The 21,222-nt window shown below is 74.6% G+C and carries 23 protein-coding genes and 1 tRNA gene; 15 read left to right on the forward strand and 9 right to left on the reverse strand.

What is annotated here, in order from left to right:
- Nucleotides 1-32: 32 nt before the first annotated feature.
- Nucleotides 33-2,066: a hypothetical protein gene (locus tag EDC50_RS11770; protein ID WP_123770673.1), complete on the reverse strand. Its 2,034-nt coding sequence runs from the start codon at nucleotides 2,064-2,066 to the stop codon at nucleotides 33-35.
- Between the two features lie 376 nt (nucleotides 2,067-2,442).
- Between EDC50_RS11770 and EDC50_RS11775 the strand changes: the two genes are divergently transcribed.
- On the forward strand, nucleotides 2,443-3,183 hold the full coding sequence (locus EDC50_RS11775) for a response regulator (RefSeq protein ID WP_123770674.1): 741 nt from the start codon (nucleotides 2,443-2,445) through the stop codon (nucleotides 3,181-3,183).
- A gap of 24 nt (nucleotides 3,184-3,207) precedes the next feature.
- Here EDC50_RS11775 and ggt read toward each other — a convergent pair whose 3' ends face one another.
- The 5 genes from ggt to rsmD all read right to left on the reverse strand — a co-directional run bounded on the left by ggt (nucleotide 3,208) and on the right by rsmD (nucleotide 7,436).
- Nucleotides 3,208-4,956: a gamma-glutamyltransferase gene (gene ggt, locus EDC50_RS11780; RefSeq protein WP_123770675.1), complete on the reverse strand. Its 1,749-nt coding sequence runs from the start codon at nucleotides 4,954-4,956 to the stop codon at nucleotides 3,208-3,210.
- Nucleotides 4,957-5,233: 277 nt separating this feature from the next.
- Entirely contained in the window at nucleotides 5,234-5,482 is a 249-nt protein-coding gene (locus tag EDC50_RS11785; protein ID WP_123770676.1) for a YfhL family 4Fe-4S dicluster ferredoxin, read from the reverse strand.
- A gap of 270 nt (nucleotides 5,483-5,752) precedes the next feature.
- Nucleotides 5,753-6,244, reverse strand: coding sequence for a hypothetical protein (locus tag EDC50_RS11790; protein ID WP_123770677.1), 492 nt, complete (start codon nucleotides 6,242-6,244; stop codon nucleotides 5,753-5,755).
- A 32-nt stretch (nucleotides 6,245-6,276) separates the two neighbouring features.
- Nucleotides 6,277-6,780, reverse strand: a complete 504-nt coding sequence (coaD, locus tag EDC50_RS11795; RefSeq protein WP_123770678.1) for a pantetheine-phosphate adenylyltransferase — start codon at nucleotides 6,778-6,780, stop codon at nucleotides 6,277-6,279.
- Entirely contained in the window at nucleotides 6,777-7,436 is a 660-nt protein-coding gene (gene rsmD, locus EDC50_RS11800; protein WP_123770679.1) for a 16S rRNA (guanine(966)-N(2))-methyltransferase RsmD, read from the reverse strand. Before rsmD ends, coaD begins: the two co-directional genes overlap by 4 nt.
- A 65-nt stretch (nucleotides 7,437-7,501) precedes the next feature.
- Between rsmD and ftsY the strand changes: the two genes are divergently transcribed.
- The 4 genes from ftsY (at nucleotide 7,502) to EDC50_RS11820 (ending at nucleotide 11,391) form a co-directional block, all read left to right on the forward strand.
- Nucleotides 7,502-8,776 carry a signal recognition particle-docking protein FtsY gene (gene ftsY / locus EDC50_RS11805; RefSeq protein WP_123770680.1) on the forward strand — a complete coding sequence of 425 codons (1,275 nt, stop codon included), beginning with the start codon at nucleotides 7,502-7,504 and terminating at the stop codon, nucleotides 8,774-8,776.
- Between the two features lie 102 nt (nucleotides 8,777-8,878).
- Nucleotides 8,879-10,066 (forward strand): AsmA family protein, encoded by a 1,188-nt coding sequence (locus EDC50_RS11810; protein WP_123770681.1) that lies wholly within the window; start codon nucleotides 8,879-8,881, stop codon nucleotides 10,064-10,066.
- Nucleotides 10,063-11,115 carry an A/G-specific adenine glycosylase gene (gene mutY / locus EDC50_RS11815; protein WP_123770682.1) on the forward strand — a complete coding sequence of 351 codons (1,053 nt, stop codon included), beginning with the start codon at nucleotides 10,063-10,065 and terminating at the stop codon, nucleotides 11,113-11,115. Before EDC50_RS11810 ends, mutY begins: the two co-directional genes overlap by 4 nt.
- A gap of 3 nt (nucleotides 11,116-11,118) precedes the next feature.
- Nucleotides 11,119-11,391: an oxidative damage protection protein gene (locus tag EDC50_RS11820; protein ID WP_123770683.1), complete on the forward strand. Its 273-nt coding sequence runs from the start codon at nucleotides 11,119-11,121 to the stop codon at nucleotides 11,389-11,391.
- 72 nt (nucleotides 11,392-11,463) lie between these two features.
- Here the strand turns inward: EDC50_RS11820 and EDC50_RS11825 are convergent.
- Nucleotides 11,464-11,539, reverse strand: a tRNA-Phe gene (locus EDC50_RS11825).
- A 168-nt stretch (nucleotides 11,540-11,707) separates the two neighbouring features.
- Between EDC50_RS11825 and EDC50_RS11830 the strand changes: the two genes are divergently transcribed.
- The 3 genes from EDC50_RS11830 to EDC50_RS11840 all read left to right on the forward strand — a co-directional run bounded on the left by EDC50_RS11830 (nucleotide 11,708) and on the right by EDC50_RS11840 (nucleotide 14,653).
- On the forward strand, nucleotides 11,708-12,157 hold the full coding sequence (locus EDC50_RS11830; RefSeq protein ID WP_123770684.1) for a DUF6491 family protein: 450 nt from the start codon (nucleotides 11,708-11,710) through the stop codon (nucleotides 12,155-12,157).
- A gap of 77 nt (nucleotides 12,158-12,234) precedes the next feature.
- Complete coding sequence (locus tag EDC50_RS11835; RefSeq protein WP_123770685.1) at nucleotides 12,235-12,975, forward strand: arginyltransferase; 741 nt, start codon at nucleotides 12,235-12,237, stop codon at nucleotides 12,973-12,975.
- Nucleotides 12,976-13,417: 442 nt separating this feature from the next.
- Nucleotides 13,418-14,653 carry an endonuclease/exonuclease/phosphatase family protein gene (locus tag EDC50_RS11840; protein ID WP_123770686.1) on the forward strand — a complete coding sequence of 412 codons (1,236 nt, stop codon included), beginning with the start codon at nucleotides 13,418-13,420 and terminating at the stop codon, nucleotides 14,651-14,653.
- Nucleotides 14,654-14,792: 139 nt separating this feature from the next.
- On the opposite strand, the gene EDC50_RS11845 is transcribed toward EDC50_RS11840, so the two are convergent.
- Both EDC50_RS11845 and purT read right to left on the reverse strand, forming a co-directional pair.
- The gene (locus tag EDC50_RS11845) at nucleotides 14,793-15,221 is read right to left on the reverse strand and encodes an SPOR domain-containing protein (protein ID WP_123770687.1); all 429 of its coding nucleotides are present in this window, start codon (nucleotides 15,219-15,221) and stop codon (nucleotides 14,793-14,795) included.
- 88 nt (nucleotides 15,222-15,309) lie between these two features.
- A complete protein-coding gene (gene purT / locus EDC50_RS11850; protein ID WP_123770688.1) occupies nucleotides 15,310-16,509 on the reverse strand; it encodes a formate-dependent phosphoribosylglycinamide formyltransferase in 1,200 nt (399 codons plus the stop codon).
- Between the two features lie 320 nt (nucleotides 16,510-16,829).
- On the opposite strand from purT, the gene EDC50_RS11855 reads away from it, so the two are divergent.
- The 7 genes from EDC50_RS11855 to EDC50_RS11885 all read left to right on the forward strand — a co-directional run bounded on the left by EDC50_RS11855 (nucleotide 16,830) and on the right by EDC50_RS11885 (nucleotide 21,112).
- Nucleotides 16,830-17,759 (forward strand): hypothetical protein, encoded by a 930-nt coding sequence (locus EDC50_RS11855; RefSeq protein ID WP_123770689.1) that lies wholly within the window; start codon nucleotides 16,830-16,832, stop codon nucleotides 17,757-17,759.
- Nucleotides 17,760-18,070: 311 nt separating this feature from the next.
- On the forward strand, nucleotides 18,071-18,934 hold the full coding sequence (locus tag EDC50_RS11860) for an SPFH domain-containing protein (RefSeq protein WP_123770690.1): 864 nt from the start codon (nucleotides 18,071-18,073) through the stop codon (nucleotides 18,932-18,934).
- 8 nt (nucleotides 18,935-18,942) lie between these two features.
- A complete protein-coding gene (locus EDC50_RS11865; protein ID WP_123770691.1) occupies nucleotides 18,943-19,227 on the forward strand; it encodes a hypothetical protein in 285 nt (94 codons plus the stop codon).
- Complete coding sequence (locus tag EDC50_RS11870) at nucleotides 19,224-19,409, forward strand: type II toxin-antitoxin system antitoxin (RefSeq protein WP_123770692.1); 186 nt, start codon at nucleotides 19,224-19,226, stop codon at nucleotides 19,407-19,409. Before EDC50_RS11865 ends, EDC50_RS11870 begins: the two co-directional genes overlap by 4 nt.
- Complete coding sequence (locus EDC50_RS11875; RefSeq protein ID WP_123770693.1) at nucleotides 19,406-19,585, forward strand: DUF4177 domain-containing protein; 180 nt, start codon at nucleotides 19,406-19,408, stop codon at nucleotides 19,583-19,585. The genes EDC50_RS11870 and EDC50_RS11875 overlap by 4 nt, the downstream gene beginning before the upstream one ends.
- A 171-nt stretch (nucleotides 19,586-19,756) precedes the next feature.
- Nucleotides 19,757-20,299, forward strand: coding sequence for a hypothetical protein (locus EDC50_RS11880; RefSeq protein WP_123770694.1), 543 nt, complete (start codon nucleotides 19,757-19,759; stop codon nucleotides 20,297-20,299).
- Between the two features lie 9 nt (nucleotides 20,300-20,308).
- Complete coding sequence (locus tag EDC50_RS11885) at nucleotides 20,309-21,112, forward strand: M15 family metallopeptidase (protein WP_123770695.1); 804 nt, start codon at nucleotides 20,309-20,311, stop codon at nucleotides 21,110-21,112.
- Nucleotides 21,113-21,222: the final 110 nt, after the last annotated feature.

Here is a 21,222-nt window from a genome sequence, read left to right on the forward strand (position 1 = left end):
GGCCGCAAGACGGGCGGCGAGACGCGGCTACCTTACTCGAAGACCGGTTTCACGTCGCCCGAGCCCGCCGCGGCGAGGCGCTCGAGCAGCGTCGGCCAGTCGACGCGGCGGTTGAAGCCGATCACGCTCAAGCGCGGCAGGCCCGCGCCGGCGACGATGATGAAGCCCGGCCCGGCCGAGCCCAGCCCGTCCATCTCGCAGACTTGCTCGGCGAGGCGGCAGCCGATGCCGAGGCGCGCGTAGCCGAAGTCGTCGAACAGGCCGATCAGCCGCGCCTGCAGGCTGCCCATGAACGAGGCGTCGCTGACGCTCGAAAGATCCTGCACCGCGCGCTGGCTGATGCGCTGGCGCACGCCGGCGCGGCGCGCGGCGGCGCGGTCGGTGCGCAGCCGCGCGTCGAACGCGACCGGGGTCCAATCGACCAGGCGCAGCCCGGCGACCTCGCCGTCGAGCTTGCCGGTGATGCTGCCGAAGCCGAGCACGCCGGTGAGCGACTGCAGGTCGATGTCGTCGAAGGCGATGTCGGCCGACAACGTCGGCGCCACGCCGAACGGCCGCTCCATCGCCAGCGACGACACCTGCACCGCGCCGCCGAACAGGTGCACCGCCAGGCCGCCCTCGAACTCGAGCCGGTCGTCGGCGTAGCGCGCCTGCGGGATGTGCCCGGTCAGTTCGCCGGCGAACGGTGGCCATTGCAGCGCAGCGGCCAGGCGCGCGATGTCGAGCCGCTCGAGGTCGAGGCCGAAATTCAGCTCCAGGCCGCGTCCGTCCGCGGGCGGGCGCAGGCGCATGTGCGCGAGGCGGGCGCGGCCGCCGAGCAGCGGCACCGCGACCTCGTCCGCCAGGCGAAGTTCGCCGCGCTCGCCCAGCAGCGGCAGGCGCGCTGCGCCAAAGTCGAGGCCGTGCAGCTCGCCGCCCTGCCAGCGCAGTTCGCTGCGCAGGCTCTCGGCGGACGAGAAGCGCACGTCGCCGGCGAGGTCGGCGACGCGGAAGCGCCCCTGCGGGTCGTCGACCGCGACCCCGTCCAGGCGCAGGTCGAACTCGTGCAGGGCGCCCGCGTCGTAGCGCAGGCGCGCAGCGGCCGCGCCGGCCAGCCGCAGGTCGGCGAGGCCGGCGACGCCGAGGAAGCCGGACAGATAGCCGTCGCGCAATGCGCGCAGGTCCGGCATCGCCGCGCCCACGTCCAGCGCGCGCAGTCCCGCATCGGCGCCGAGCACGGCGCGGCCGTCGACCCGCAGCACGCCCGGGTCGTCCCAGTGCAGGCGCGGCAATCGCCACGGCCCCTCGCCGTCGCGTTCGGCTTCCAGCGCGAACGCGACTCGGCGCCGCTGCAGGGCGAGGTAGGCGTTGCCGAACAGCAGCTCGCCGCCGCGCACGGCGCCGGCGACGCCGACGCGGGTGGCCCGTTCGCCGAAACGCGCGCGCAGCTCCACTGCCGCGCCGACGCCCTCGGCGGCGACGCGGCCGTCGGGCGTGTCCAGCGCGGCGCCGTCGATCCGCAGCGGGCCTTCGACCCGCAGGTCGGCGCCGCTGGGGGCGATCACGTCGAGCCGCCCGTCCACGCTGCCGGCGCTCAGGCGCGGCGCGGCCCAGGCCTGCGCAAGCAGTGCCTGGGCCCAGGCCAGCGGAACGCGGGCCAGCTCGATCCGGGTCAGCTCGGGCGTGGCGGCGTCGCGCCGCAATCGGATCGCGCTGCGGCGATCGTGCAGCCGTGCGGCGGTACGCGCATCGTCGAGCTCGATCGCCAGGCGCAACGGACGGCCGCGGCCGGCGCGCACGTCGCCCTCGCAACGCCAGCGCGCGCCGTCGCGGCGCAGCGGGCAGCGCCACTGCAGGTCATGGAAGCGATAGCCCAGCTCCGGCGCCTCCACGCGCGCGGCCTGCAGCGACAGCACGCCCTCGCGCGCCTGCGCCGGCCAGTCCAGGCGCACGCGCACGCCGTCCAGGGTCGCCACCGCGGTGCTCACGCGCGCGATCCGCGCCTGCGCGCTGCGCGCTGCCGCCTCGCTGGCGGTCGCCGCCGCGACGAGCAGCAGGCAACCGAGCAGGAACCGCAATCGGGTCATCGTCCGCGCTTCCGGCGCCGGTTCGGGCCGGCGCCCACCCGCCCTCGTGCCGGCCGCGGCGAGCCGCCGGGCGTCGCTTTCCATGCGCTCGCCACGCCGCGCACGCGGCCGGGGACCTGGGCTGGCGCGACCTTCGGCGGCAGGGACGCCGCCGCCGAAGAGCCCACGGGAACGGGCTCACCGCGTGCCGCACCAGTCCTTCCCGCCGGCCGCGCTCCACCCGTTCCCCATGCGCGGGAAAAAGGCCCTTCGCCGCCCCCGGACCGATGGGGCGGCCGCGCCGCCGGCGACCCGGCGGCGCATTGGCCGGACGCGGACACAGGTTCTAAGATCGGCGGCGCCATCCGCGCAGCATACCGACAGGACGCGCACGACGATGACGCCCGACGGACCGCCCCGCCTGCTGCTGGTCGAAGACGATCCCACCAGCCGCGCCTTCTTCGCTGCCGCGCTGCAAGGCCTGCCCGCCGAGGTCGATGCCGCCGACGGCGTGGCCGCGGCCGCCGCCCTGGCCCGGCGCCACCGCTACGCCCTGTGGCTGATCGACGCGCACCTGCCCGACGGCAGCGGCGCCGAGCTGCTGGCGCGCCTGCGCGCGCACGATGCGCGCACGCCCGCCCTCGCCCACACCGCCGCGCACGAGCGCGACGTCCACGACGCGCTGCGCGCGGCGGGGTTCGCCGACGTGCTGGTCAAGCCGCTGTCCGCCGACGCGCTGCAGCGCGCGGCGCGCGCGCGGCTCGGCGGTTCCGCGGGCGTCCGCGAAGCGGCCTCGGACTACCGCGACGACGCCGAAGCGCCGCTGTGGGACGACGACGCGGCGCTGCGCGCGCTGAACGGCCAGCGCGGCCACGTCGATTCGTTGCGCGGGCTGTTCGTCAAGGAGCTGCCGAAGACCTTGCAGGCGATCGCCGCGGCGGCCGCGCGCAGCGACAGCGAGGCGGTACGCGGCGAACTGCACCGGCTGCGCGCCAGTTGCGGCTTCGTCGGCGCGGCGCGGCTGGAGGCGGCGGTGCGTGCGCTGCAGGCCGCGCCCGCCAGCCCCGACGCGCTGGCGCGGCTGCGCGCGACCGCCGAACTGACCCTCGCGCGCAGGCCCGCCGGGCCGGCCGCATGACGCCGCCGCGCGCGGCGCCGGGGCTCACTTGCGCCGCAGCTCCGCCGCCGGCACCACCTCGCCCCTGCCGACCGGGTTGCGTGGATCGCTGCCCGCCTCCAGCGCATCGCGGCGCCGGTCCCAGGCCACCGCCTGCAGGCTGCCCCAGGTGTCGCTGGAGCGGCGGCCGTCGCCGTTTTCCTGCGGCACGTCCACGGTATGGCCGAGCGCGCGCAGCCGCGCGATGGTCTCCGCGGAGAGCGCGTCGCGCTCGATCGAGATCGCATCCGGCAGCCACTGGTGGTGGTAGCGCGGCAGCGCCACGACTTCCGGCGCATTGAGCCCATCGGCGAACCCGAGCACGCCGAGCAGCACCATCGTGATGATGCGGCTGCCGCCCGGCGTGCCGAGCGCCACCACCTTGTCCGGCGAGACCATGAAGGTCGGCGTCATCGAGCTGAGCATGCGCTTGCCCGGCTTCGGCGCGTTGGCGTCGAAGCCCATCACCCCGAACGCGTTCGGGGTTCCGGGCTTGAGCGCGAAGTCGTCCATCTCGTTGTTCAGCAGCACGCCGGTGCCGGGCGCGACCAGGCCCGAGCCGAACAGCAGGTTCACCGTCTGGGTGGCGGCGACGCGGTTGCCTTCGGCGTCGATGATCGAGAAGTGCGTGGTCTCCTCGTCCTCCAGCGGCGTCGGCTGGCCCGACAGCAGCGCGCTGGGCGTGGCGCGGTCGGGATTGATCGTGGCGCGCAAGCCGGCGGCGTAGTCGCGCGAGGTGAGTGTCTTGACCGGGATTCGCACGAAATCCGGATCGCCGAGGTAGAAGGTGCGGTCGCGGAATGCGCGGCGCATCGATTCGACCGTCAGGTGCACGCGCTGCGCCGGTTCCAGCCGGGCCAGGTCCCACGGCTCGAGGATCTGCAGCATCTGCGCCAGGGCGATGCCGCCGGAGGACGGCGGCGGCGCGGTGACGATCTCCCAGCCGTCGTACTCGAAGCGCAGCGGTTCGCGTTCGCGCACGCGGTAGCCGGCCAGCTCGTCCGCGCTCCAGCGGCCGCCCTCGGCGCGCACGCCCTCGAGCAGCCGCTGCGCGATCTCGCCGCGGTAGAAACCGTCGAAGCCGCGCTCGGCCAGCCGCTCCAGCGTGCGCGCCAGGTCCGGCTGGCGGAACGTCTGGCCCTCCTGCAACGGCCGGCCTTCCGGCTCGAACACCGCGCGCGTGCCGGGATAGCGCTGCATCACCGCACGCCGCTGCGCGTAGCCGCGCGCCATCCGCGCATAGACCGGAAAGCCGTCGCGGGCGATGCGGATCGCCGGCTGCAACGAGGCCTTCAGCGGCAGCCGGCCATAGCGCTGCGACAGGTGCACCAGGGCCGCCGGCAGGCCGGGGATGCCGGCCGCCCACGGTCCGTTGGTGGCGCGGTCGCGGTCGAGCCCGCCGTTCCCGTCGAGATACGCCTGCGGCGTGGCCGCGGCCGGCGCGGTCTCGCGCGCGTCGACGAACACGTCGCGGTTCCGCTTCGCGTCGTGCAGCAGGAAGAAGCCGCCGCCGCCGAGGCCGGAGCTGATCGGCTCGACCACCGACAGCGTCGCCGACACCGCGACCGCGGCATCGAACGCGTTGCCGCCCTGCGCCAGAATCTCGAAGCCGGCGCGGGTGGCCAGCTCGTGCGCGCTGGCGATGGCCGCGCCGGGCGGATGCTGCGCCGGCCCGCTCTGCCGCGCCTGCAGCGGCAGGGTCGCGGTGCACAACAGGCTGAAGGTCAGCAAGACCCGCAAGACGGCGGCACGCATCGGCTGGCTCCTGTATCGATGGGGCTACGGACCGGAAGATAGCGGCTCGGCCGCTTCGGCGCCCGGGGAACGCCGGAACTGATTTTTCCGCGGACGGGCGCGATCCGGCGAATCCGCCTCGCCGCGGACGCGCGCCGGCCGGCGCCGCGGATGAAACGGCGGGCGACCGGCATGCGGTGCGGCGCGAGCGCTTCGCGATCGGGACACGGCAGGCGGCCGAACGACGGCTTCGCACGACCACCGGCGAAGCGGCGGGCGCCGCTTCGCCGCGACCGCATCATCGCCCCTGCAACCGGGCGAGCTTGGCCAGCAGCTGCTCCTGCGTTTCCGGGAACGCCGGGTCCGGATCGATGCATTCGACCGGGCACACCGCCACGCACTGCGGCTCGTCGAAATGGCCGACGCATTCGGTGCAGCGCGCCGGATCGATCACATAGATCGTCTCGCCCTGCGCGATCGCCTGGTTCGGGCAGGCCGGCTCGCAGACGTCGCAGTTGATGCAGAGATCGTTGATCTTGAGGGACATGCGCTTCGGAGCCTGGCACGGCCTCGGCCATGCCTGGGCCGTGGTTTCCGCGAAAGGCGGGCTGTGGCCGCCGGAAGGCGGCGCTTTCGGGCCGCTCGCCGTAGCGGATATGGGGACGCCGGGACCGGTTGAAAGGCGTCGCCCCGCCGCTTTCGCGAGAGCGCGGAGCGGGCCCGCGAAGACGAGGCACCGAAGCCGCTGGATCCCCGCTTTCGCGGGGATGAGGGTTCCGCGAGGCGTGGCCGCCGGTGGCGGCCACGCGCGGGATCGTCACTTGACCTCGAAGAACTCGAACTTCGCGCCGGACGGCGCGACCGCGGCCTTGACCCGCTCGCTGTCGGCCGGCGCGCCGATGAACAGCACGCGCACGCCGTTCATGCTGCCGGCCTGGGCGCCGGCGAACGCGGCCACCGCCAGGTCGGCGCTCTTGGCCGAGTTCTGCGAACCGAACGCCAGCAGCGTGCCTTCGACGCCGCCGCGCGAGACGTCGGTCTTGGCCTTCTCCAGCTGGCGGTCGTACTCGCCCTGGAAGTCAGGACCGGCCGGATCGGGCAGCGTGTACAGGTAGACGTTGGTCGCGCCCTCGATGTTGCGCTTGACCACCTCGGTCAGATACTTGTCCCACGCGGCGCTGTCGGTGGTGGTCGGCGCGGTCAGCGGCGCCTCGACGACCTCGGCCGGCTTGGCCTCTTCCTTCTGGCAGGCGGCCAGCAGCGGCAACGACAGGCAGGCGATCAGCAGCAGGCGGGTGGTGCTCTTCATCGGGATTCCCCTATTTCGTGCTTGGGTGGACATCAGGTTGGGTGGCGTTGCCATTGCGCCTGCAACGCCGCGGCGACCGCCGGCGGTACGAAACCGGAGACGTCGCCGCCGAGGCGGGCGATCTCGCGCACCAGCGAGGAGGAAATGAAGCCGTACTGCTCGGCCGGAGTGAGGAACAGCGTCTCGACGTCGGGAATCAGGTGGCGGTTCATGCTCGCCAGCTGGAACTCGTACTCGAAGTCCGAGACCGCGCGCAGCCCGCGCAGCAGCACGCCGGCGCCGATCTCGGCGACGAAATGCGCCAGCAGGCAGTCGAAGCCGCGCACTTCCACGTGCGGGTGATGGGCGACCGCCTTGCGCGCCAGGTCCACCCGCAGCGACAGCGGCAGCGCCGGGCCCTTGGCCGGGCTCTCGGCCACGCCGATGACCAGGCGCTCGAACAGGGGCGCGGCGCGGTCGACCAGGTCGATGTGGCCGTTGGTGATCGGGTCGAAGGTGCCGGGATAGACGGCGATGCGGGTGCGGGCTGGGGTCATTCGTCGGTCGGGTGAACCGGTCGGCCGCTGGCCGGCGAGGCCGGCAGTGTAGCAGCGGCGGACGGCGACCGCCGGTACAACGCGTAGCGCACCTCGCGGGTGTGGCCTTCGCGATGCAGCCGCCACTCCGGCGCCAGCGCCGGCCCGGCGCCGTGCGGCGCCTCCAGGTACAGCCAAGCGTCCGGCTTGAGCCGCGCCGGCAGGGCCGCGAGTGCCGCGTCCCACAGCCCGGCCGCGAACGGCGGATCGACGAAGGCCAGGTCGAACTCGGCCGCGGGCTGCCGCGCCAGCCACGCCAGCGCGTCCGCCTCGACCACGCGCGCGGCCTCGCCGCCGGGCAGGCGCGCCGCCAGCGCGCGCAGGTTCGCGGCGAGCGCCGGGTCGCGCTCGACCAGCACCGCCTCGGCCGCGCCGCGCGACAGCGCCTCCAGCCCGAGCGCGCCGCTGCCGGCGAACAGGTCGAGCACGCGCGCGCCCGGCAGCACCGGCATCAGCCAGTTGAACAAGGTTTCGCGCACACGGTCGGCGGTCGGGCGCAGGCCGGGGCGATCGGGCACGTCCAGGCGCGTGCCGCGCCAGCGCCCGCCGATCAGGCGGACGCGTCCGGGCGGCGCGGCGCCGCTCGCGTTCGGGCTTCGCCGTGGGCGTTTGTTCATCGGGGGCGCGCGCGGGCCGGTGCTAGCATGTAGCCATTCTCGCGCATTCGCCGACGTTCCCCTCGATGCTCAGTCTTTTCCGCCGCAAGAAGCCACACGACGCCAAGCCCGAGGGCGAGCGCTACAGCATCGAGGAACTGGCCGCGGCGTTCCCGGGCGCGCCCGCGGACGCCACTGCGGCGCGGGCCGAACCGGCTGCGGAAACGGCCGCCGAGGCGCCGCCGCCGCCGGAGGCGGGCCCCGAAGCTCGACCGGAACCGGCGCGGCGCGAATCCGGAGCGCCCGAGGCGGCCGCGCCGGCCGACGCGGCGGCCGCCGCCGAACCGATCCCGGCCGAAGCCATCGCCGCGGCGATGGACGTCGAGCCGGCGCCGGCGCCGTCCGAACCGCTGCCCGCGGCCGAACCGGCGCCGGCGCCCAGCGGCAAGCCCGGCTGGCGCGAGCGCCTGCGCGGCAGCCTGTTCGCGCGCAGCTTCGGCGGACTGTTCTCGCGCAACCCCAAGCTCGACGACGCGCTGCTCGACGAGGTCGAGACGGCGCTGATCACCGCCGACGTGGGCGTCACCGCGACCACCCAACTGGTCGAAGGCCTGCGCAAGCGGATGAAGGCGCGCGAGTTCGCCGATGCCGACGCGTTGCGCGCCGCGCTGCGCGCCGAGCTGATCGCGATGCTGCAGCCGGTGGCGCAGCCGTTGCGCATCGACGAGGCGGCGCGCCCGTTCGTGCTGCTGACCGTCGGCGTCAACGGCGTCGGCAAGACCACCACCATCGGCAAGCTCGCCCGCCGCTTCAAGGACGAGGGCCGCAGCCTGATGCTCGCCGCCGGCGACACCTTCCGCGCCGCCGCCGTCGCGCAACTGCAGGCCTGGGGCGAGCGCAACGGCGTGGCGGTGATCGCGCAGGGCCAGAACGCGGACGCCGCCTCGGTCGCGTTCGACGCGCTGCAGGCGGCGAAGGCGCGCGGTACCCAGGTGCTGATCGCCGACACCGCCGGGCGCCTGCACACCCAGACCGGGCTGATGAACGAGCTCGGCAAGATCAAGCGGGTGCTGCAGAAGCTGGACCCGGCCGCGCCGCACGAGGTGCTGATGGTGATCGACGGCACCACCGGCCAGAACGCGCTCAGCCAGCTGCGCCAGTTCCACGCCGCGGTCGGCGTCACCGGGCTGGTGGTGACCAAGCTCGACGGCACCGCCAAGGGCGGCGTGGTGTTCGCGCTGGCGCGCGAGTTCGGCATCCCGATCCGCTTCGCCGGCATCGGCGAGCGGCCGGAGGACCTGCGCGTGTTCGACGCCGAAGCCTTCGTCGACGCGCTGCTGCCCGAAAGCCTCGGCGCCTGACCGCCGCCGCGCATGCGCGCGCCAGCGCCCGGCAGCCCCCCGCCCGCCCGCGGGCCGCGACGGCGGCGCTTCGCGCTGACGGCGCTGGCCGCGGCGCTGCTCGTGCTGCCCGCGTTGCGCTGGGTCTCGCAACCGAGCGTCGTCGCCGGCGCGATCCTCGGCCGCGCCGGCGCCGCGCTCGGGCTGGAGATCGAAGCGCGCGGCGCCAGCGAATACCGCCTGCGCGGCACGCCGCGCCTGGTGCTGCGCGAGGTGACCGTCCGCGAGCCCGGGGCGGCGACGCCGCTGCTGCGCGCCGAGCGCATCGCCCTGGAGGTGCCGTGGGCCACGCTGCGTTCGCGCGGCGCGGACCTGGCCCTCGCGCGCATCGAACTGGACGCGCCGCGGCTCGAGCTGGGCGCGCTGCAGCGCTGGCAGGCCAAGCGCCCGCCCGGCCCGGCGATGCGCTGGCCGCGCCTCGGCGACGGCCTGCGCGTGACGCGCGGCACCCTGCTCGGCGACGGCTGGCGCATCGAAGCGCTCGATCTCGACCTGCCCTCGTTCCATCCCGACCGCCCCGGCACCGCGCGCCTGCAGGGCCGCGCGAGGTTCGGCACGACCCGGGTTCCGTTCGCGCTGCACGCCGCGCTGACCCGGCCGCGCGCGGGCGCCGGTCTCGGCGTGGCGGGCGGCCTGGGCGTGGAAACCCCGGGCGTGTCGCTGCCGATGCGGGTGCGGCTGTCCGGCCGCGTGCGCGCCGGCGCCGACGGCCTTGGCCTGGACGCGCTGAAGTTCGGCGCGCAGGCGCGCTACCGCGGCGGCGGCGCCGAGCTGCCGTTCGCGCTCGGCTTGGCGGGACCGCTGCGCTACCGCGGCGGCGCGCTGGCGCTGGCGCCGCTGGGCGTGGCGCTGCGCGGCGGCAACGCGATTCCGACGCTGGATGCGCACGGCGCGTTGCGCCTGGGCGGGCGCATGGACCTGCGGCTGCAAGGCGTGCTCGCCGACTGGCCGGCCGGCTGGCCGGCGCTGCCGGCGCCGCTCGACCGCGCGGGCGCGCCGTTGCCGTTCGCGCTGGACTACCGCGGCGGCGCCGACTTTTCCGGCCCGGCGGCGTTGCAGTTGCGCCGCGCGGGCGCCGAGTTCGACGGCGGGTTCCGCCTGCCCGAGCTGCTCGCCTGGGTCGACGCCGGCGCGAGCCCGTCGCCGCTGCCGCCGCTGCGCGGCCGCCTGCGCGCGCCCGCGCTGGAACTGGCCGGCGCGCGGCTGGAAGGCGTGGAAGTCGAATTCGACGACGCCGGGGCCGCGCCATGAGCGCCGCCCGCCAGCGCTACGCCGAGCGCCTGCTGGCCTGGTTCGACGTCTCCGGCCGCCACGGCCTGCCCTGGCAGCATCCGCGCACGCCGTACCGGGTGTGGCTGTCGGAGATCATGCTGCAGCAGACCCAGGTGCGCACGGTGGTGCCCTATTTCGAGCGTTTCGTCGCCGCGCTGCCGGAACTGCCGGCGCTGGCGGCGGCGCCGCTGGACGACGTGCTCGCGCTGTGGTCGGGCCTGGGCTACTACGCCCGCGCGCGCAACCTGCACGCGACCGCGCGGCTGTGCGTCGAGCGCCACGGCGGCGAGCTGCCGCGCGACCTCGACGCCTTGACCGCGTTGCCCGGCATCGGCCGCAGCACCGCCGCGGCGATCCTCAGCCAGGCCTGGAACGACCGCCATGCGATCCTCGACGGCAACGTCAAGCGCGTGCTCGCGCGCTACCACGGCGTCGACGGCTGGCCCGGCCTGCCCGCGGTCGAGAAGCGGCTGTGGGCGCTGGCCGACGCGCACGCCGCGCACGCGCCGGCCGCGCGCATGGCCGACTACACCCAGGCGCAGATGGACCTCGGCGCGACCCTGTGCACCCGCGCCGATCCCGCCTGCGTGCTGTGCCCGCTGCAGGACGACTGCGTCGCCCGCCGCGAGGGCCGCGTCGCCGAGCTGCCCACGCCCAAGCCGGGCAAGGCGCTGCCGCAGAAGTCCGCGCACGTGCTCTGGCTGGAGGACCGCGCCGGCCGCGTGCTGCTGCAACGGCGGCCGCCGGGCGGCGTGTGGGCGGCGCTGTGGACGCTGCCGCAGTTCGACGATCTGGACCTCGCGCGGCAGTGGCTCGCGGCCAACGTCGAGACCGGCGCCGACGGCGAGGCGCTGGAGCCGGTCGCCCACGGCTTCAGCCATTACAAGCTGCAGTTGCAGCCGCGGCGCTGGCGCGATGCCGCGCTGCGCGCGCGCATCGGCGACAATGACGACCTGCGCTGGGTCGCGCGCGACGAGTTGCGCGCGTACGGCATCCCGGCGCCGATCCGCAAACTGCTGGAAGGTTGAGCGATGCCCCGCACCGTCTATTGCGAATACGAGAAGCGCGAGACCGAAGGCCTGGACTTCGTGCCCTGGCCGGGCGAACTCGGCAAGCGCATCTACGCCCACATCGGCAAGGCCGCCTGGCAGGCTTGGCTCGCCCACCAGACCATGCTGATCAACGAGAACCGGCTCTCGCCGATGAACCCGCAGCACCGCGCCTTCCTCGAGGGCGAGATGCAGAAGTTCCTGTTCGGCGGCGACGCCGCCAAGCCGGCTGGCTACGTGCCGCCCGCGCAGTAGGCCCGCGGCGGCGCGAGCGCCGCGCCCCATGAACGAAAAAGCCCGCGCCTTCGCGCGGGCTCTTCCGGTGCATGGTGGCCAGGGAGGGAATCGAACCCCCGACACGGGGATTTTCAATCCCCTGCTCTACCAACTGAGCTACCTGGCCGTCGGCGCGACCGCGGCGCGGCCGTGCGAGACGCGGAATGATACGGATGGCGTCCGCGGCTGGCAAGCCGGATCGGCGCTGAACGGCGCCGCGGGGCGACCGCGCGGGCCCGCCGGGGCGGTGCATGATGATCCCGTCCTTGTTTCGCCCGTGCTTCCAGGAGGCGCCATGAAACGCTCGCTCCTCGCCCTGTCGATGCTGGCCACGGCCGTGATCGCGGCTGCGGGTTGCGCCAGCGATCCGAAGCTGCGCGACGCCGACCGCCTCGAGCTGTACCGCGCCAACGCCGGCGCGCCGGTCGGCAACTTCCAGTACTTCGGCCGCCTGGACGGCTGGACGCCGCTCGGCGACAGCGCGCTGGCGGTGTGGACCAAGCCGAACCAGGCCTACCTGCTCGAACTCAACGGTCCCTGCCAGGACCTCGACTTCGCCAATGCGATCACCGTGACCAACCAGTTCGGGCGCGTCCACAGCCGCTTCGACAAGGTGATCGTGCTCGGCCGCGGCGTCGACCGCATGCCCTGCTTCATCCGCGAGATCCGCCCGATCGACGTGAAGGCGCTGAAGCAGGCGGAGAAGGACAAGCGCGAAGCGCAGACCGCCGAGCGCGAAGGCTGAATCCGCCGCCGCGCACGGCCACGCGGCGGTCGCCGGGCGGACGCGCCGCTCACGCGCGGCGGCGCTATGCTGGCGCCATGGGCACCGATGCGCAGGACAGCGACGACCTCCGCCTGTTCCACACCGGCGAGCACGCCTGCGGCTACTGGCCGGAACGGGTCGCGCGCGACCTGGTGCTGGACCCGCGCGACCCGCGCCTGCGCCAGTGGTATCCGCACGCGCTGGGCTGGGGCTTCCGCCGCTCCGGCGACATCCTCTACCGGCCGCACTGCCACGGCTGCCACGCCTGCGTCGCGGTGCGCATCCCGGTGGACCGCTTCGTGCCCGACCGCAGCCAGCGCCGCTGCCTGGCGCGCAATGCCCGGGTCGAGATGCGGGTGCAGCCGGCGCGGCGCACCGCCGAGCAGCTCGCGCTGTACCGCCGCTACCTCGCCGCGCGCCACGCCGGCGGCGGCATGGACGGGCACGGCGCCACCGAGTTCGACCAGTTCCTGGTCGGCAGCTGGAGCGAGGGCCGGTTCCTCGAGCTGCGCGACCCGGGCGAGCACGGCCCGGGGCGGCTGCTCGCGGTCGCGGTGACCGATGTCGCCGACCACGCGCTTTCCGCGGTCTACACCTTCTACGAGCCGGAGCTCGCCGGACGCGGCCTGGGCACGCTGGCGATCCTCAAGCAGATCGAATGGGCGCGGCGCGAGCGTCGCCGCCACGTCTATCTCGGCTACTGGATCCAGGGCCACCCGAAGATGGACTACAAGCGCCGCTTCCGCCCGCTGGAGGCGTTCGACGGCAGGAGCTGGCGCGACCTGGACGCGGCGTGATCGCGCCCGCGGCCGTGCATCGCCGAAACCGCCCTGCCTCTTCCTCGCGCAGCGGGGCGCCCGGCGCGCCGCGCGCTCCGGCGACTTTCCCGCACGATGGCCGCGGCTTCCGGCCGGCGCCGAGCGCCGGCGCGCTCCCGCGGGAGGGCTCCGCTCCTTGGTACTCCATCCCGCGTGCGGCAAAGGACCGGGCGGCGCACGTTCCGGCTGGCCAGAGCATTCCCTAAGCGCACCGCCTCGCTGCCGCGCTTGCGCGTGCCGGCGAACAACGCCGGGGCGCGCGTGCGCGGGAACGCGTTTGCGCGCTGCGGAACCCAAAATGCGCGGCGGCCCTGCGGACGGCCTGGGACGTGCGCCCCGCGGTCCCGAACGTCGCGTTCGGGTCGACGCTTCCCGGGCACGCGCGGCGGCAAGCGTCGTCCGCGCATGCCAGAATCGCGCGATGATCCGACTGCGCACCCTGTTCGCCGCCGCCCTGGCGCTGCCGCTCGCCGCCTGCGTGCGGATCAACGTCGAGGGCGATCCGAAAGCCTGGGCCGAAGCGATGGACCCGTCCGCACCGCTGCGCGTGGCGACCTACAACGCCTCGCTGTACGACGACGCCGGGGGCGGCCTGGTCCGGCGCCTGGAAGGCGGCGACGCCGGCGCGCGCAAGATCGCCGCGGTGCTGCAGCGGGTGCGGCCGGACCTGGTGCTGCTCAACGAATTCGACTACGACCCGCAGGGCCGCGCCGCCGACCTGTTCCAGCGCTACTACCTGGAGGTGGCGCAGCCCGGCGGCGGCGATCCGCTGCGTTATCCGTACCGCTACCTCGCGCCGGTCAACACCGGCGTGCCCAGCGGCCTGGACCTGGACCGCGACGGCGCGGCCGGCGGCGAGGGCCGCGCGCGCGGCAACGATGCCTGGGGCTACGGCCTGCATCCCGGCCAGTACGGGATGCTGGTGCTGTCGCGGCATCCGATCGATGCCGCGCAGGCGCGCACCTTCCAGTTGCTGAAGTGGAGCGCACTGCCCGGCGCGCGGCCGCCGCGCGACCCGCGCACCGGCGCGGCCTGGTATCCGCCGGCGACCTGGTCGCAGTTGCGGCTGTCGTCGAAGTCGCACTGGGACGTGCCGGTGCGCACGCCGCAGGGCGTGCTGCACTTCCTGGTCTCGCACCCGACGCCGCCGGTGTTCGACGGCCCCGAGGACCGCAACGGCGCGCGCAACGCCGACGAGATCCGCCTCTGGCGCGAATACGTCACCCCAGGCGACAAGCCCTGGCTGTGCGACGACCGCGGCCGCTGCGGCGGCCTGGCCGCGGACGCGCGCTTCGTGATCGCCGGCGATCTCAACAACGATCCGGCCGATGGCGACGGCCGCCACGAGGCCATCCTGGAACTGCTCGAGCACCCGCGCGTGGCGCGCATGCCGACGCCGCGCAGCGCCGGCGCCGCGCAAGCGGCCGCGAAGTACGCCGCCGCGGGCCTCGTCCGCCGCGGCGACCCGGCGCATGCCACCGGCGACTTCGGGCCGAAGGCGGGCACGCTGCGGCTGGACTACGTGCTGCCCTCGGTCGGGCTCGAGGTCGAGGGCAGCGGCGTGTTCTGGCCGGCGCCGGCGGATCCGGCGGCCGGGATCGCCGACGGCAGCGACCACCGCCTGGTCTGGGTGGACTTGCGGATGGCGCCGCGCTGAGCGGCGCCGCGGCTTTCCGTTTTCCGTTCGCCCTTCCCGCGCCGCGCCGCGCCGGAGCGCGATCGCGGGGATCCGCCCGCCTCGCCCGTCCCGGAGAACGACGGATCGGGCGAACCAGCCGGAATCGCGCCGCGGGCGCTCAGGGTTTCGGCGGCGTGCGCGTCAGCGTCTCCGCGGGCGCGCCCTCCGGCCGCGCCGGCGCCTCGACCGGCTTCGGTACCGCCTGCGGCTGCGCCTGCGCCGGCATCGCGGTCGGGCCGACCGCGGGCAGCGCCGGCTCCGCGACCGGCCCGCGCGGGCCGAAGCCGAACGTGCTGCCGTCGGTGTGCACCGACACGATCATCCGCACCATGTTCGCCGGCACCATCAGTTCCAGGGACACCGACCGCCCGTCCGGGCCGCGGCCGTCGATGGTCATCTCGATCAGCGCGCCGCCGGTGTCGATCTCGTGGCACAGCACGTGCGGCCCGGCCGGGCCGTCGAGCAGGTACGGCCGGATCGCCTCGCCCAGCACCTCCAGCGCCTGCGGGAAGAAGAACACGGCAAAGCCGCTGCGGTGGTCGTTCATGCGGGGTCGGGTCCTCTTCCAAGCCGTGGGAGCGCGCCTGCACTCTAACCTTGCCGCCGCGAATCCCGAAGCCGGCGCGGCGGGGCGTTCAGCGCAACTCGACCCGCAGCGCCGCGGCCGAGGCCCGGGCGCGCTCGCGCGCCTGCTCCACGTCCCCGCCCAGCGCCAGCGTCACCGCGACGCGCCGGTGGCCTTCCACGCGCGGCTTGCCGAACAGGCGCAACTGCGTGTCGGCCTGCGCCAGCGCGGCGTCGACGCCGTGGAACACCGGCACGCCGTGGCCCTGCGCCAGCACCGCGCACGACGCGGCCGGGCCGTGCGCGCGAACGGCGGGGATCGGCAGGCCGAGGATCGCGCGCGCGTGCAGCGCGAACTCGCTGAGGTCCTGCGAGGCCAGGGTGACCAAGCCGGTGTCGTGCGGGCGCGGCGACACTTCCGAGAACCACACCTCGTCGCCCTTGACGAACAGCTCGACGCCGAACACGCCCCAGCCGCCGAGGTCATCGGTGATGCGCCGGGCGATGTCCTGCGCACGCTGCAGCGCGCGCGGGCTCATCGGCTGCGGCTGCCAGCTCTCGCGGTAGTCGCCGTCGCGCTGCAGGTGGCCGATCGGCGCGCAGAACGTGGTGCCGCCGACGTGGCGCACGGTGAGCAGGGTGATCTCGTAATCGAAATCGACGAAGCCTTCGACGATCACCCGGCCCGCGCCGGCACGGCCGCCGGTCTGGGCGTAGTCCCAGGCCGCGTCGATCCCGGCCTCGTTCCGCACCAGGCTCTGGCCCTTGCCCGAGGACGACATCACCGGCTTGACCACGCACGGCAGCCCGATCTCGCGCACCGCGGCGCGGTAGTCCTCGACGGTGTCGACGAAGCGGTACGGCGAGGTCGGCAGGCCCAGCGTTTCCGCGGCCAGGCGGCGGATGCCCTCGCGGTCCATGGTCAGGCGCGCGGCGCGCGCGGTCGGGATCACCCGCACCGCCTCGCCGCGCTCGACGAACCCGCGCTCCAGCTCGACCAGGGTCTGGGTGTGGATGGCTTCGATCTCAGGCACGATCAGCTGCGGCCGCTCCTGCGCGATCAGCGCGCGCACCGCGGCGCCGTCGAGCATGTCGAGCACGTGGCTGCGATGGGCCACCTGCATCGCCGGCGCATCGGCGTAGCGGTCGGCGGCGACCACCTCGACGCCGAAGCGCTGCAGCTCGATCGCCACTTCCTTGCCCAGTTCGCCCGAGCCGAGCAGCAGCACCCGCGTGGCGTGCGGGGACAGGGGCGTGCCGAGCGTGGTCATGCGCGATCCGGGGCTGGTCGGGGGCCTTAGTCTAGTCCACGCCCCGCCGGCCGATCGCGCCGCATCGCCCCGTCGTGGCGGCGACATCCGCCCCGTTCTGCGTTCTTGCCGCGGATCCATGCCCATCGGCGCGGATGCACGCGGGCGGGACCCGGCATGCGCACGGCGCTCGGCCGTGCGCTCCGCCGCCGACCGGCCCGCCGGGGTTCCGCGTCGGACCGATCCGCGTGCGTCCGCGCGGAGCCGCGGCAAGAACCGACGCCTGCGCCGCCACATCGCACGGTCTATGGCGAAGCGGACGCGCATGCGATGCTTGCCGGATGCCGCTCGCCTCCGTTCCGCCGCCGCGACTGCTGGCCGCCGCCCTGATCGCGGCGGCGCTCGCCGGTTGCGGCGACGGCCGGCCGGAACCGCGGCCGCCGGAGCAAGGCGCGCACCTGGCCGGGCTGATGCTCGACCCGCAGCTCGGCGAGATCAGCGGCCTGGCCGCGTCGCGGCGCCATCGCGGCGTGCTGTGGATGCACGACGACGGCGGCAACCCGGCGCGCCTGTTCGCGGTGGACGCCCACGGCGACCGCTTGGCCACGCTGCGCGTGGAAGGCCTCAGCAAGACCGACTGGGAAGACCTCGCCGCGTTCGAGCTCGACGGCCGCGCCTACCTGCTGATCGCCGACACTGGCGACAACGGCGGCCTGCGCCGCACGCTGCAGTTGCATGCGATCGAGGAACCGCGACGGCTGGAGAACGCGCGGGTACGGCCGGCCTGGTCGATCGCCTTCCGCTGGCCCGACGGCGCGCGCGATTGCGAGGCGGTGGCGGTGGACGCCGCGGCCGGGCAGGTCCTGCTGATCTCGAAGAAGCGCCGGCCGCCGGAGCTGTTCGCCCTGCCGCTGCGGCCCGCGGACCGCAGCGTGCAGACCGCCGCCCTCCTCGGCCATCTGGCCGGCGTGCCGGAACCGGATGCCGGGACCCTGCGCCGGAACCCGCAGCGCGCGCGCACACAAGTGCAGATCACCGCCGCCGACGTCTCGCCCGACCGCCGCGTCCTGGCGGCGATGACCTACCGCCACCTGCTGCTGTATCCGCGCCGCCCCGACCAGGACTGGGCCGCCGCGGTCGCCGTCCCGCCGCAGGTGCGGCCGCTGCCGTGGCTGCCGCAGGCCGAGGCGCTGGGCTGGAGCGCCGACGGCCGCGAGCTCTACGCCACCGGCGAATTCGTGCCGGCGCCGCTGTACCGCATCGATCCCTGACCGGGTCGCGCCGGCCCGGCCCGTCGCATCGCGATTCGCACCGCCCGCGAGCCGCGGGCGCAGGCCTTCGGCGAGGCCCCGCCAGCTTCATGCCGTCGTTTCCGGCGAAGGCGGGAGCCGCTGCTTCCGCTGCGCAGACCCGTTCGGACGGTCCGCACGCGGCGGCGGGAAGCCGGCGCGCCCGATGCGCGCGCCGCATGGCCAACGAGGCCCGGAAGCCGCGCGTCGGCGATCGCCGCCTGCCCCGCCCGGTGGCTTGCCCTTCAGATATCGTTTTGATATCACATCCGAAATTCCGACCGAGTCCGGCCATGAAAGAGAACCCGATCCGCTCCCTGCCCGGCATTCCCGTCCTGCTGGCCGCGCTGGCCGTCGCCGCGCTCGCGGCCTGGCTGTTCGTGCGCGGCGCGCAGGGCGAATCGCTGCCGTCGCTCGCCGCGGCCGTCCTGCTCGCCGTAGCGGCGCTGTTCGTGCTGGTCGGCCTGTACATGGTCGAGCCCAACCAGGCCGCGGTGCTGAACCTGTTCGGCAAGTACGTCGGCACCGTCAAGGACAGCGGGCTGCGCTGGAACAACCCCTTCTACGGCAAGAAGAAGGTCTCGCTGCGGGTGCGCAACTTCGAGAGCGGCAAGCTCAAGGTCAACGACCTGGACGGCAGCCCGATCGAGATCGCCGCGGTGATCGTGTGGAAGGTGGTCGATTCGGCCGAGGCGGTCTACAACGTCGACGACTACGAAAGCTTCGTCCACGTGCAGTCCGAGGCCGCGGTGCGGGCGATGGCCGGCAGCTATCCCTACGACCAGCACGAGGACGGCCAGGTGTCGCTGCGCAGCCATCCGGCGGAGATCTCGCAGCACCTGAAGGAGCAGCTCGACGAGCGCCTGGGCGAGGCCGGCGTGGACGTGCTCGAGGCGCGCATCAGCCACCTGGCCTACGCTCCGGAGATCGCCCAGGCGATGCTGCAGCGCCAGCAGGCCAGCGCGATCATCGCCGCGCGCACGCGGATCGTCGCCGGCGCGGTGGGCATGGTCGAGATGGCGCTGGCCGAGCTGCAGAAGGGCGGCATGGTCCAGCTCGACGAGGAGCGCAAGGCGCACATGGTCAGCAACCTGCTGGTGGTGCTGTGCGGCGAGCGCGGCACCCAGCCGGTCGTCAACGCCGGTTCGCTGTACTGAGGCGGGCGATGGGCGCGTACCTGGTCCCGGCGATCCTGGCCCTCAGCAGCCTGCCCGCGTTCGTGGCCGCGGCGCTGTTCGCCCGCGGCGCCGGCGGCCGTCCCGCGATGCCGGCCGCGGCGCGGCTGATGCGGGCGGTGGGCATCGCGATTCTCGCCGGCGCCGCCGGGCTGCTCTGGGCCGGCGACGACCCGGCGCGGCGGCTGGCCGTGATCGTCGCCCTGGCGCTGGCGGTGAACGGCCTCGGCCTGCTCCTGCTGCTGCGCTGGGTGCGCGACGGAACACGCAGGTGAGCGAGAAGAAGGCCTACCCGCTGCGCATCAACGCCGAGATCCTCGCGGCGGTGCAGCGCTGGGCGGACGACGAGCTGCGCAGCCTCAACGCCCAGATCGAATACGTGCTGCGCGACGCGCTGCGCAAGGCCGGGCGCCTGCCGCAACCGAAACGCGACTCCCAGGAGGACCCAACGCAATGAACCGCTGGCGCTATCGGGTGTTCGAGATCCTGCCGAGCATGCTCGGCCCGCCGGTCAGCGAACGCCTGCAGGACGAACTCGACCGCCTCGGCGCGGACGGCTGGGAACTGGTGTCGGTGATGCCGGTCACCCCGTTCGACCAGCTGCGGGTGGTGATGAAGAAGCCGGAAGAATGACGCGGCCGCCAAGTGGGCCGCGGCCTTGCAAGGACAGGGCGCAACGGGAGAACGGGTGATGCATGTGATCGGACGCGCGCGACGCCAGGTCCGTCGGCAGCCTCCCGCCGCGGCTTGGGTGGCGGCCGCGGCATCTGCGCGGCGCATCGGTCGGCCACGGAGGCGCTGAGGATGGAGCGCGAGTTCCCCGTGTTCCCGCCGCCGCCGCGATCCTGGTGGACGCTGGCGGTGCTGCTCGGCCTGCCCATCGCGATGGTCGCCTGGCAGATCGCCACCGATCCCCCGGCGAACGGCGCCGACCGCACCGCCCAGGCGGTCGCCGCCCTCGCCGTCTCCGCCGCGATCGGCCTGTGCGTCTCCGGGCTGCGGCGCAGGCGCGTCGTGCTGCGCGACGGCGTGCTGGTGGTCGCCGCGGCGATGTTCACCCGCCGCGTGCCCGTCGCGGACCTCGAACTGGAGCGGGCCCGCGTCGTCGACCTGGAAGAGCGCACCGAACTGCGCCCGAGCCTGAAGTCGTTCGGCATGGCGTTGCCGGGTTTCCAAGCCGGCGGGTTCCTGCTGCGCAATCGCCGCCGGGGCTTCTGCCTGCTCACCGGGGGCCGGCGCGCGCTGTGGCTGCCCGCCGCGCGGCAGGACCTGCTGCTTTCGCTGCAGCGCCCGCAGGAACTGCTCGACGCGTTGCGCGACATGGCGCCGGGCCGTCCGCCCGGCTAACCTGCGCGCATGCGTCCCCGCCCCCGCGTCCTGATCAACACGCCCGAGATCGAGCTGTGGCCCGGCGACCTGCTCCGGGCCCGCGCCAATGCGGACGCGCGGGCGCTGTCGCGGGCGCGCTGGGTGCTGCGGCGCAAGCGCGACGGGCGCTACCTCGCCGCCGACCTCCCCGAAGGCCTGCTCGCGCTGGTGCCGCGCCTGCGCCGGGAACCCGGCCTGGAGGCCGCGCTGGATGCGCTCGACGCCCACCCGCCGCACCGGCGCCCCGGCCTGGAACGCGTCGGCGAACTGCCGCTTACCCGGCTCGAACAGCGCCTGCGCGCGCTCGGCCTGGAGGGCCGCGACTACGCCGCGCGGACCGGACTCGGCCTGGTGCCCGAGCCGGACCGGCTGGCGTTCGCCGGCCACGACCGCTACCGCCGGCCGCTGTGGCTGCATCCCGACGCCGCCCGCGCCTGGGACCATCTGCGCGCCGCGGCGCTGCGCGACGGCATCGTGCTGGAGGCGATCTCCGGCTATCGCAGCCACGACTACCAGCTGGGCATCTTCGAGCGCAAGCGCGCGCGCGGCCTGGGCGTCGACGACATCCTCGCGGTGAACGCCGCGCCCGGCTACAGCGAGCACCACTCCGGCCTCGCCCTCGACATCGGCACGCCGGACGAGCCGCCCGCGGAGGAATCGTTCGAGCGCACGCCGGCGTTCGGGTGGCTGCGCGCCAACGCCGCGTTCTTCGGCTTCGCCATGAGCTACCCGCGCGACAACCCGCACGGCATCGTCTACGAGCCCTGGCACTGGCGCTATCGCGCCGGGTGAGCGCGCGTCCCGGCGACGCCGCGCCCGCGCTGGCGCCGCCTTCACTCTGCGCGGCGACAATGCCGGCGCGCACGGACCGCAGCACGCACGCCGGCGGCGGCGCCGGCCAT

The sequence above is a fragment of the Vulcaniibacterium tengchongense genome, assembly GCF_003814555.1.
Lineage (GTDB): Bacteria > Pseudomonadota > Gammaproteobacteria > Xanthomonadales > Xanthomonadaceae > Vulcaniibacterium > Vulcaniibacterium tengchongense.

Coding starts and splice junctions, on each gene's coding strand:
- EDC50_RS11770 (WP_123770673.1), bottom strand. CDS start 2,066: ATGACCCGATTGCGGTTCCTGCTCGGTTGCCTGCTGCTCGTCGCGGCG.
- EDC50_RS11775 (WP_123770674.1), top strand. CDS start 2,443: ATGACGCCCGACGGACCGCCCCGCCTGCTGCTGGTCGAAGACGATCCC.
- ggt (WP_123770675.1), bottom strand. CDS start 4,956: ATGCGTGCCGCCGTCTTGCGGGTCTTGCTGACCTTCAGCCTGTTGTGC.
- EDC50_RS11785 (WP_123770676.1), bottom strand. CDS start 5,482: ATGTCCCTCAAGATCAACGATCTCTGCATCAACTGCGACGTCTGCGAG.
- EDC50_RS11790 (WP_123770677.1), bottom strand. CDS start 6,244: ATGAAGAGCACCACCCGCCTGCTGCTGATCGCCTGCCTGTCGTTGCCG.
- coaD (WP_123770678.1), bottom strand. CDS start 6,780: ATGACCCCAGCCCGCACCCGCATCGCCGTCTATCCCGGCACCTTCGAC.
- rsmD (WP_123770679.1), bottom strand. CDS start 7,436: ATGAACAAACGCCCACGGCGAAGCCCGAACGCGAGCGGCGCCGCGCCG.
- ftsY (WP_123770680.1), top strand. CDS start 7,502: ATGCTCAGTCTTTTCCGCCGCAAGAAGCCACACGACGCCAAGCCCGAG.
- mutY (WP_123770682.1), top strand. CDS start 10,063: ATGAGCGCCGCCCGCCAGCGCTACGCCGAGCGCCTGCTGGCCTGGTTC.
- EDC50_RS11820 (WP_123770683.1), top strand. CDS start 11,119: ATGCCCCGCACCGTCTATTGCGAATACGAGAAGCGCGAGACCGAAGGC.
- EDC50_RS11830 (WP_123770684.1), top strand. CDS start 11,708: ATGAAACGCTCGCTCCTCGCCCTGTCGATGCTGGCCACGGCCGTGATC.
- EDC50_RS11835 (WP_123770685.1), top strand. CDS start 12,235: ATGGGCACCGATGCGCAGGACAGCGACGACCTCCGCCTGTTCCACACC.
- EDC50_RS11840 (WP_123770686.1), top strand. CDS start 13,418: ATGATCCGACTGCGCACCCTGTTCGCCGCCGCCCTGGCGCTGCCGCTC.
- EDC50_RS11845 (WP_123770687.1), bottom strand. CDS start 15,221: ATGAACGACCACCGCAGCGGCTTTGCCGTGTTCTTCTTCCCGCAGGCG.
- purT (WP_123770688.1), bottom strand. CDS start 16,509: ATGACCACGCTCGGCACGCCCCTGTCCCCGCACGCCACGCGGGTGCTG.
- EDC50_RS11855 (WP_123770689.1), top strand. CDS start 16,830: ATGCCGCTCGCCTCCGTTCCGCCGCCGCGACTGCTGGCCGCCGCCCTG.
- EDC50_RS11860 (WP_123770690.1), top strand. CDS start 18,071: ATGAAAGAGAACCCGATCCGCTCCCTGCCCGGCATTCCCGTCCTGCTG.
- EDC50_RS11865 (WP_123770691.1), top strand. CDS start 18,943: ATGGGCGCGTACCTGGTCCCGGCGATCCTGGCCCTCAGCAGCCTGCCC.
- EDC50_RS11875 (WP_123770693.1), top strand. CDS start 19,406: ATGAACCGCTGGCGCTATCGGGTGTTCGAGATCCTGCCGAGCATGCTC.
- EDC50_RS11880 (WP_123770694.1), top strand. CDS start 19,757: ATGGAGCGCGAGTTCCCCGTGTTCCCGCCGCCGCCGCGATCCTGGTGG.
- EDC50_RS11885 (WP_123770695.1), top strand. CDS start 20,309: ATGCGTCCCCGCCCCCGCGTCCTGATCAACACGCCCGAGATCGAGCTG.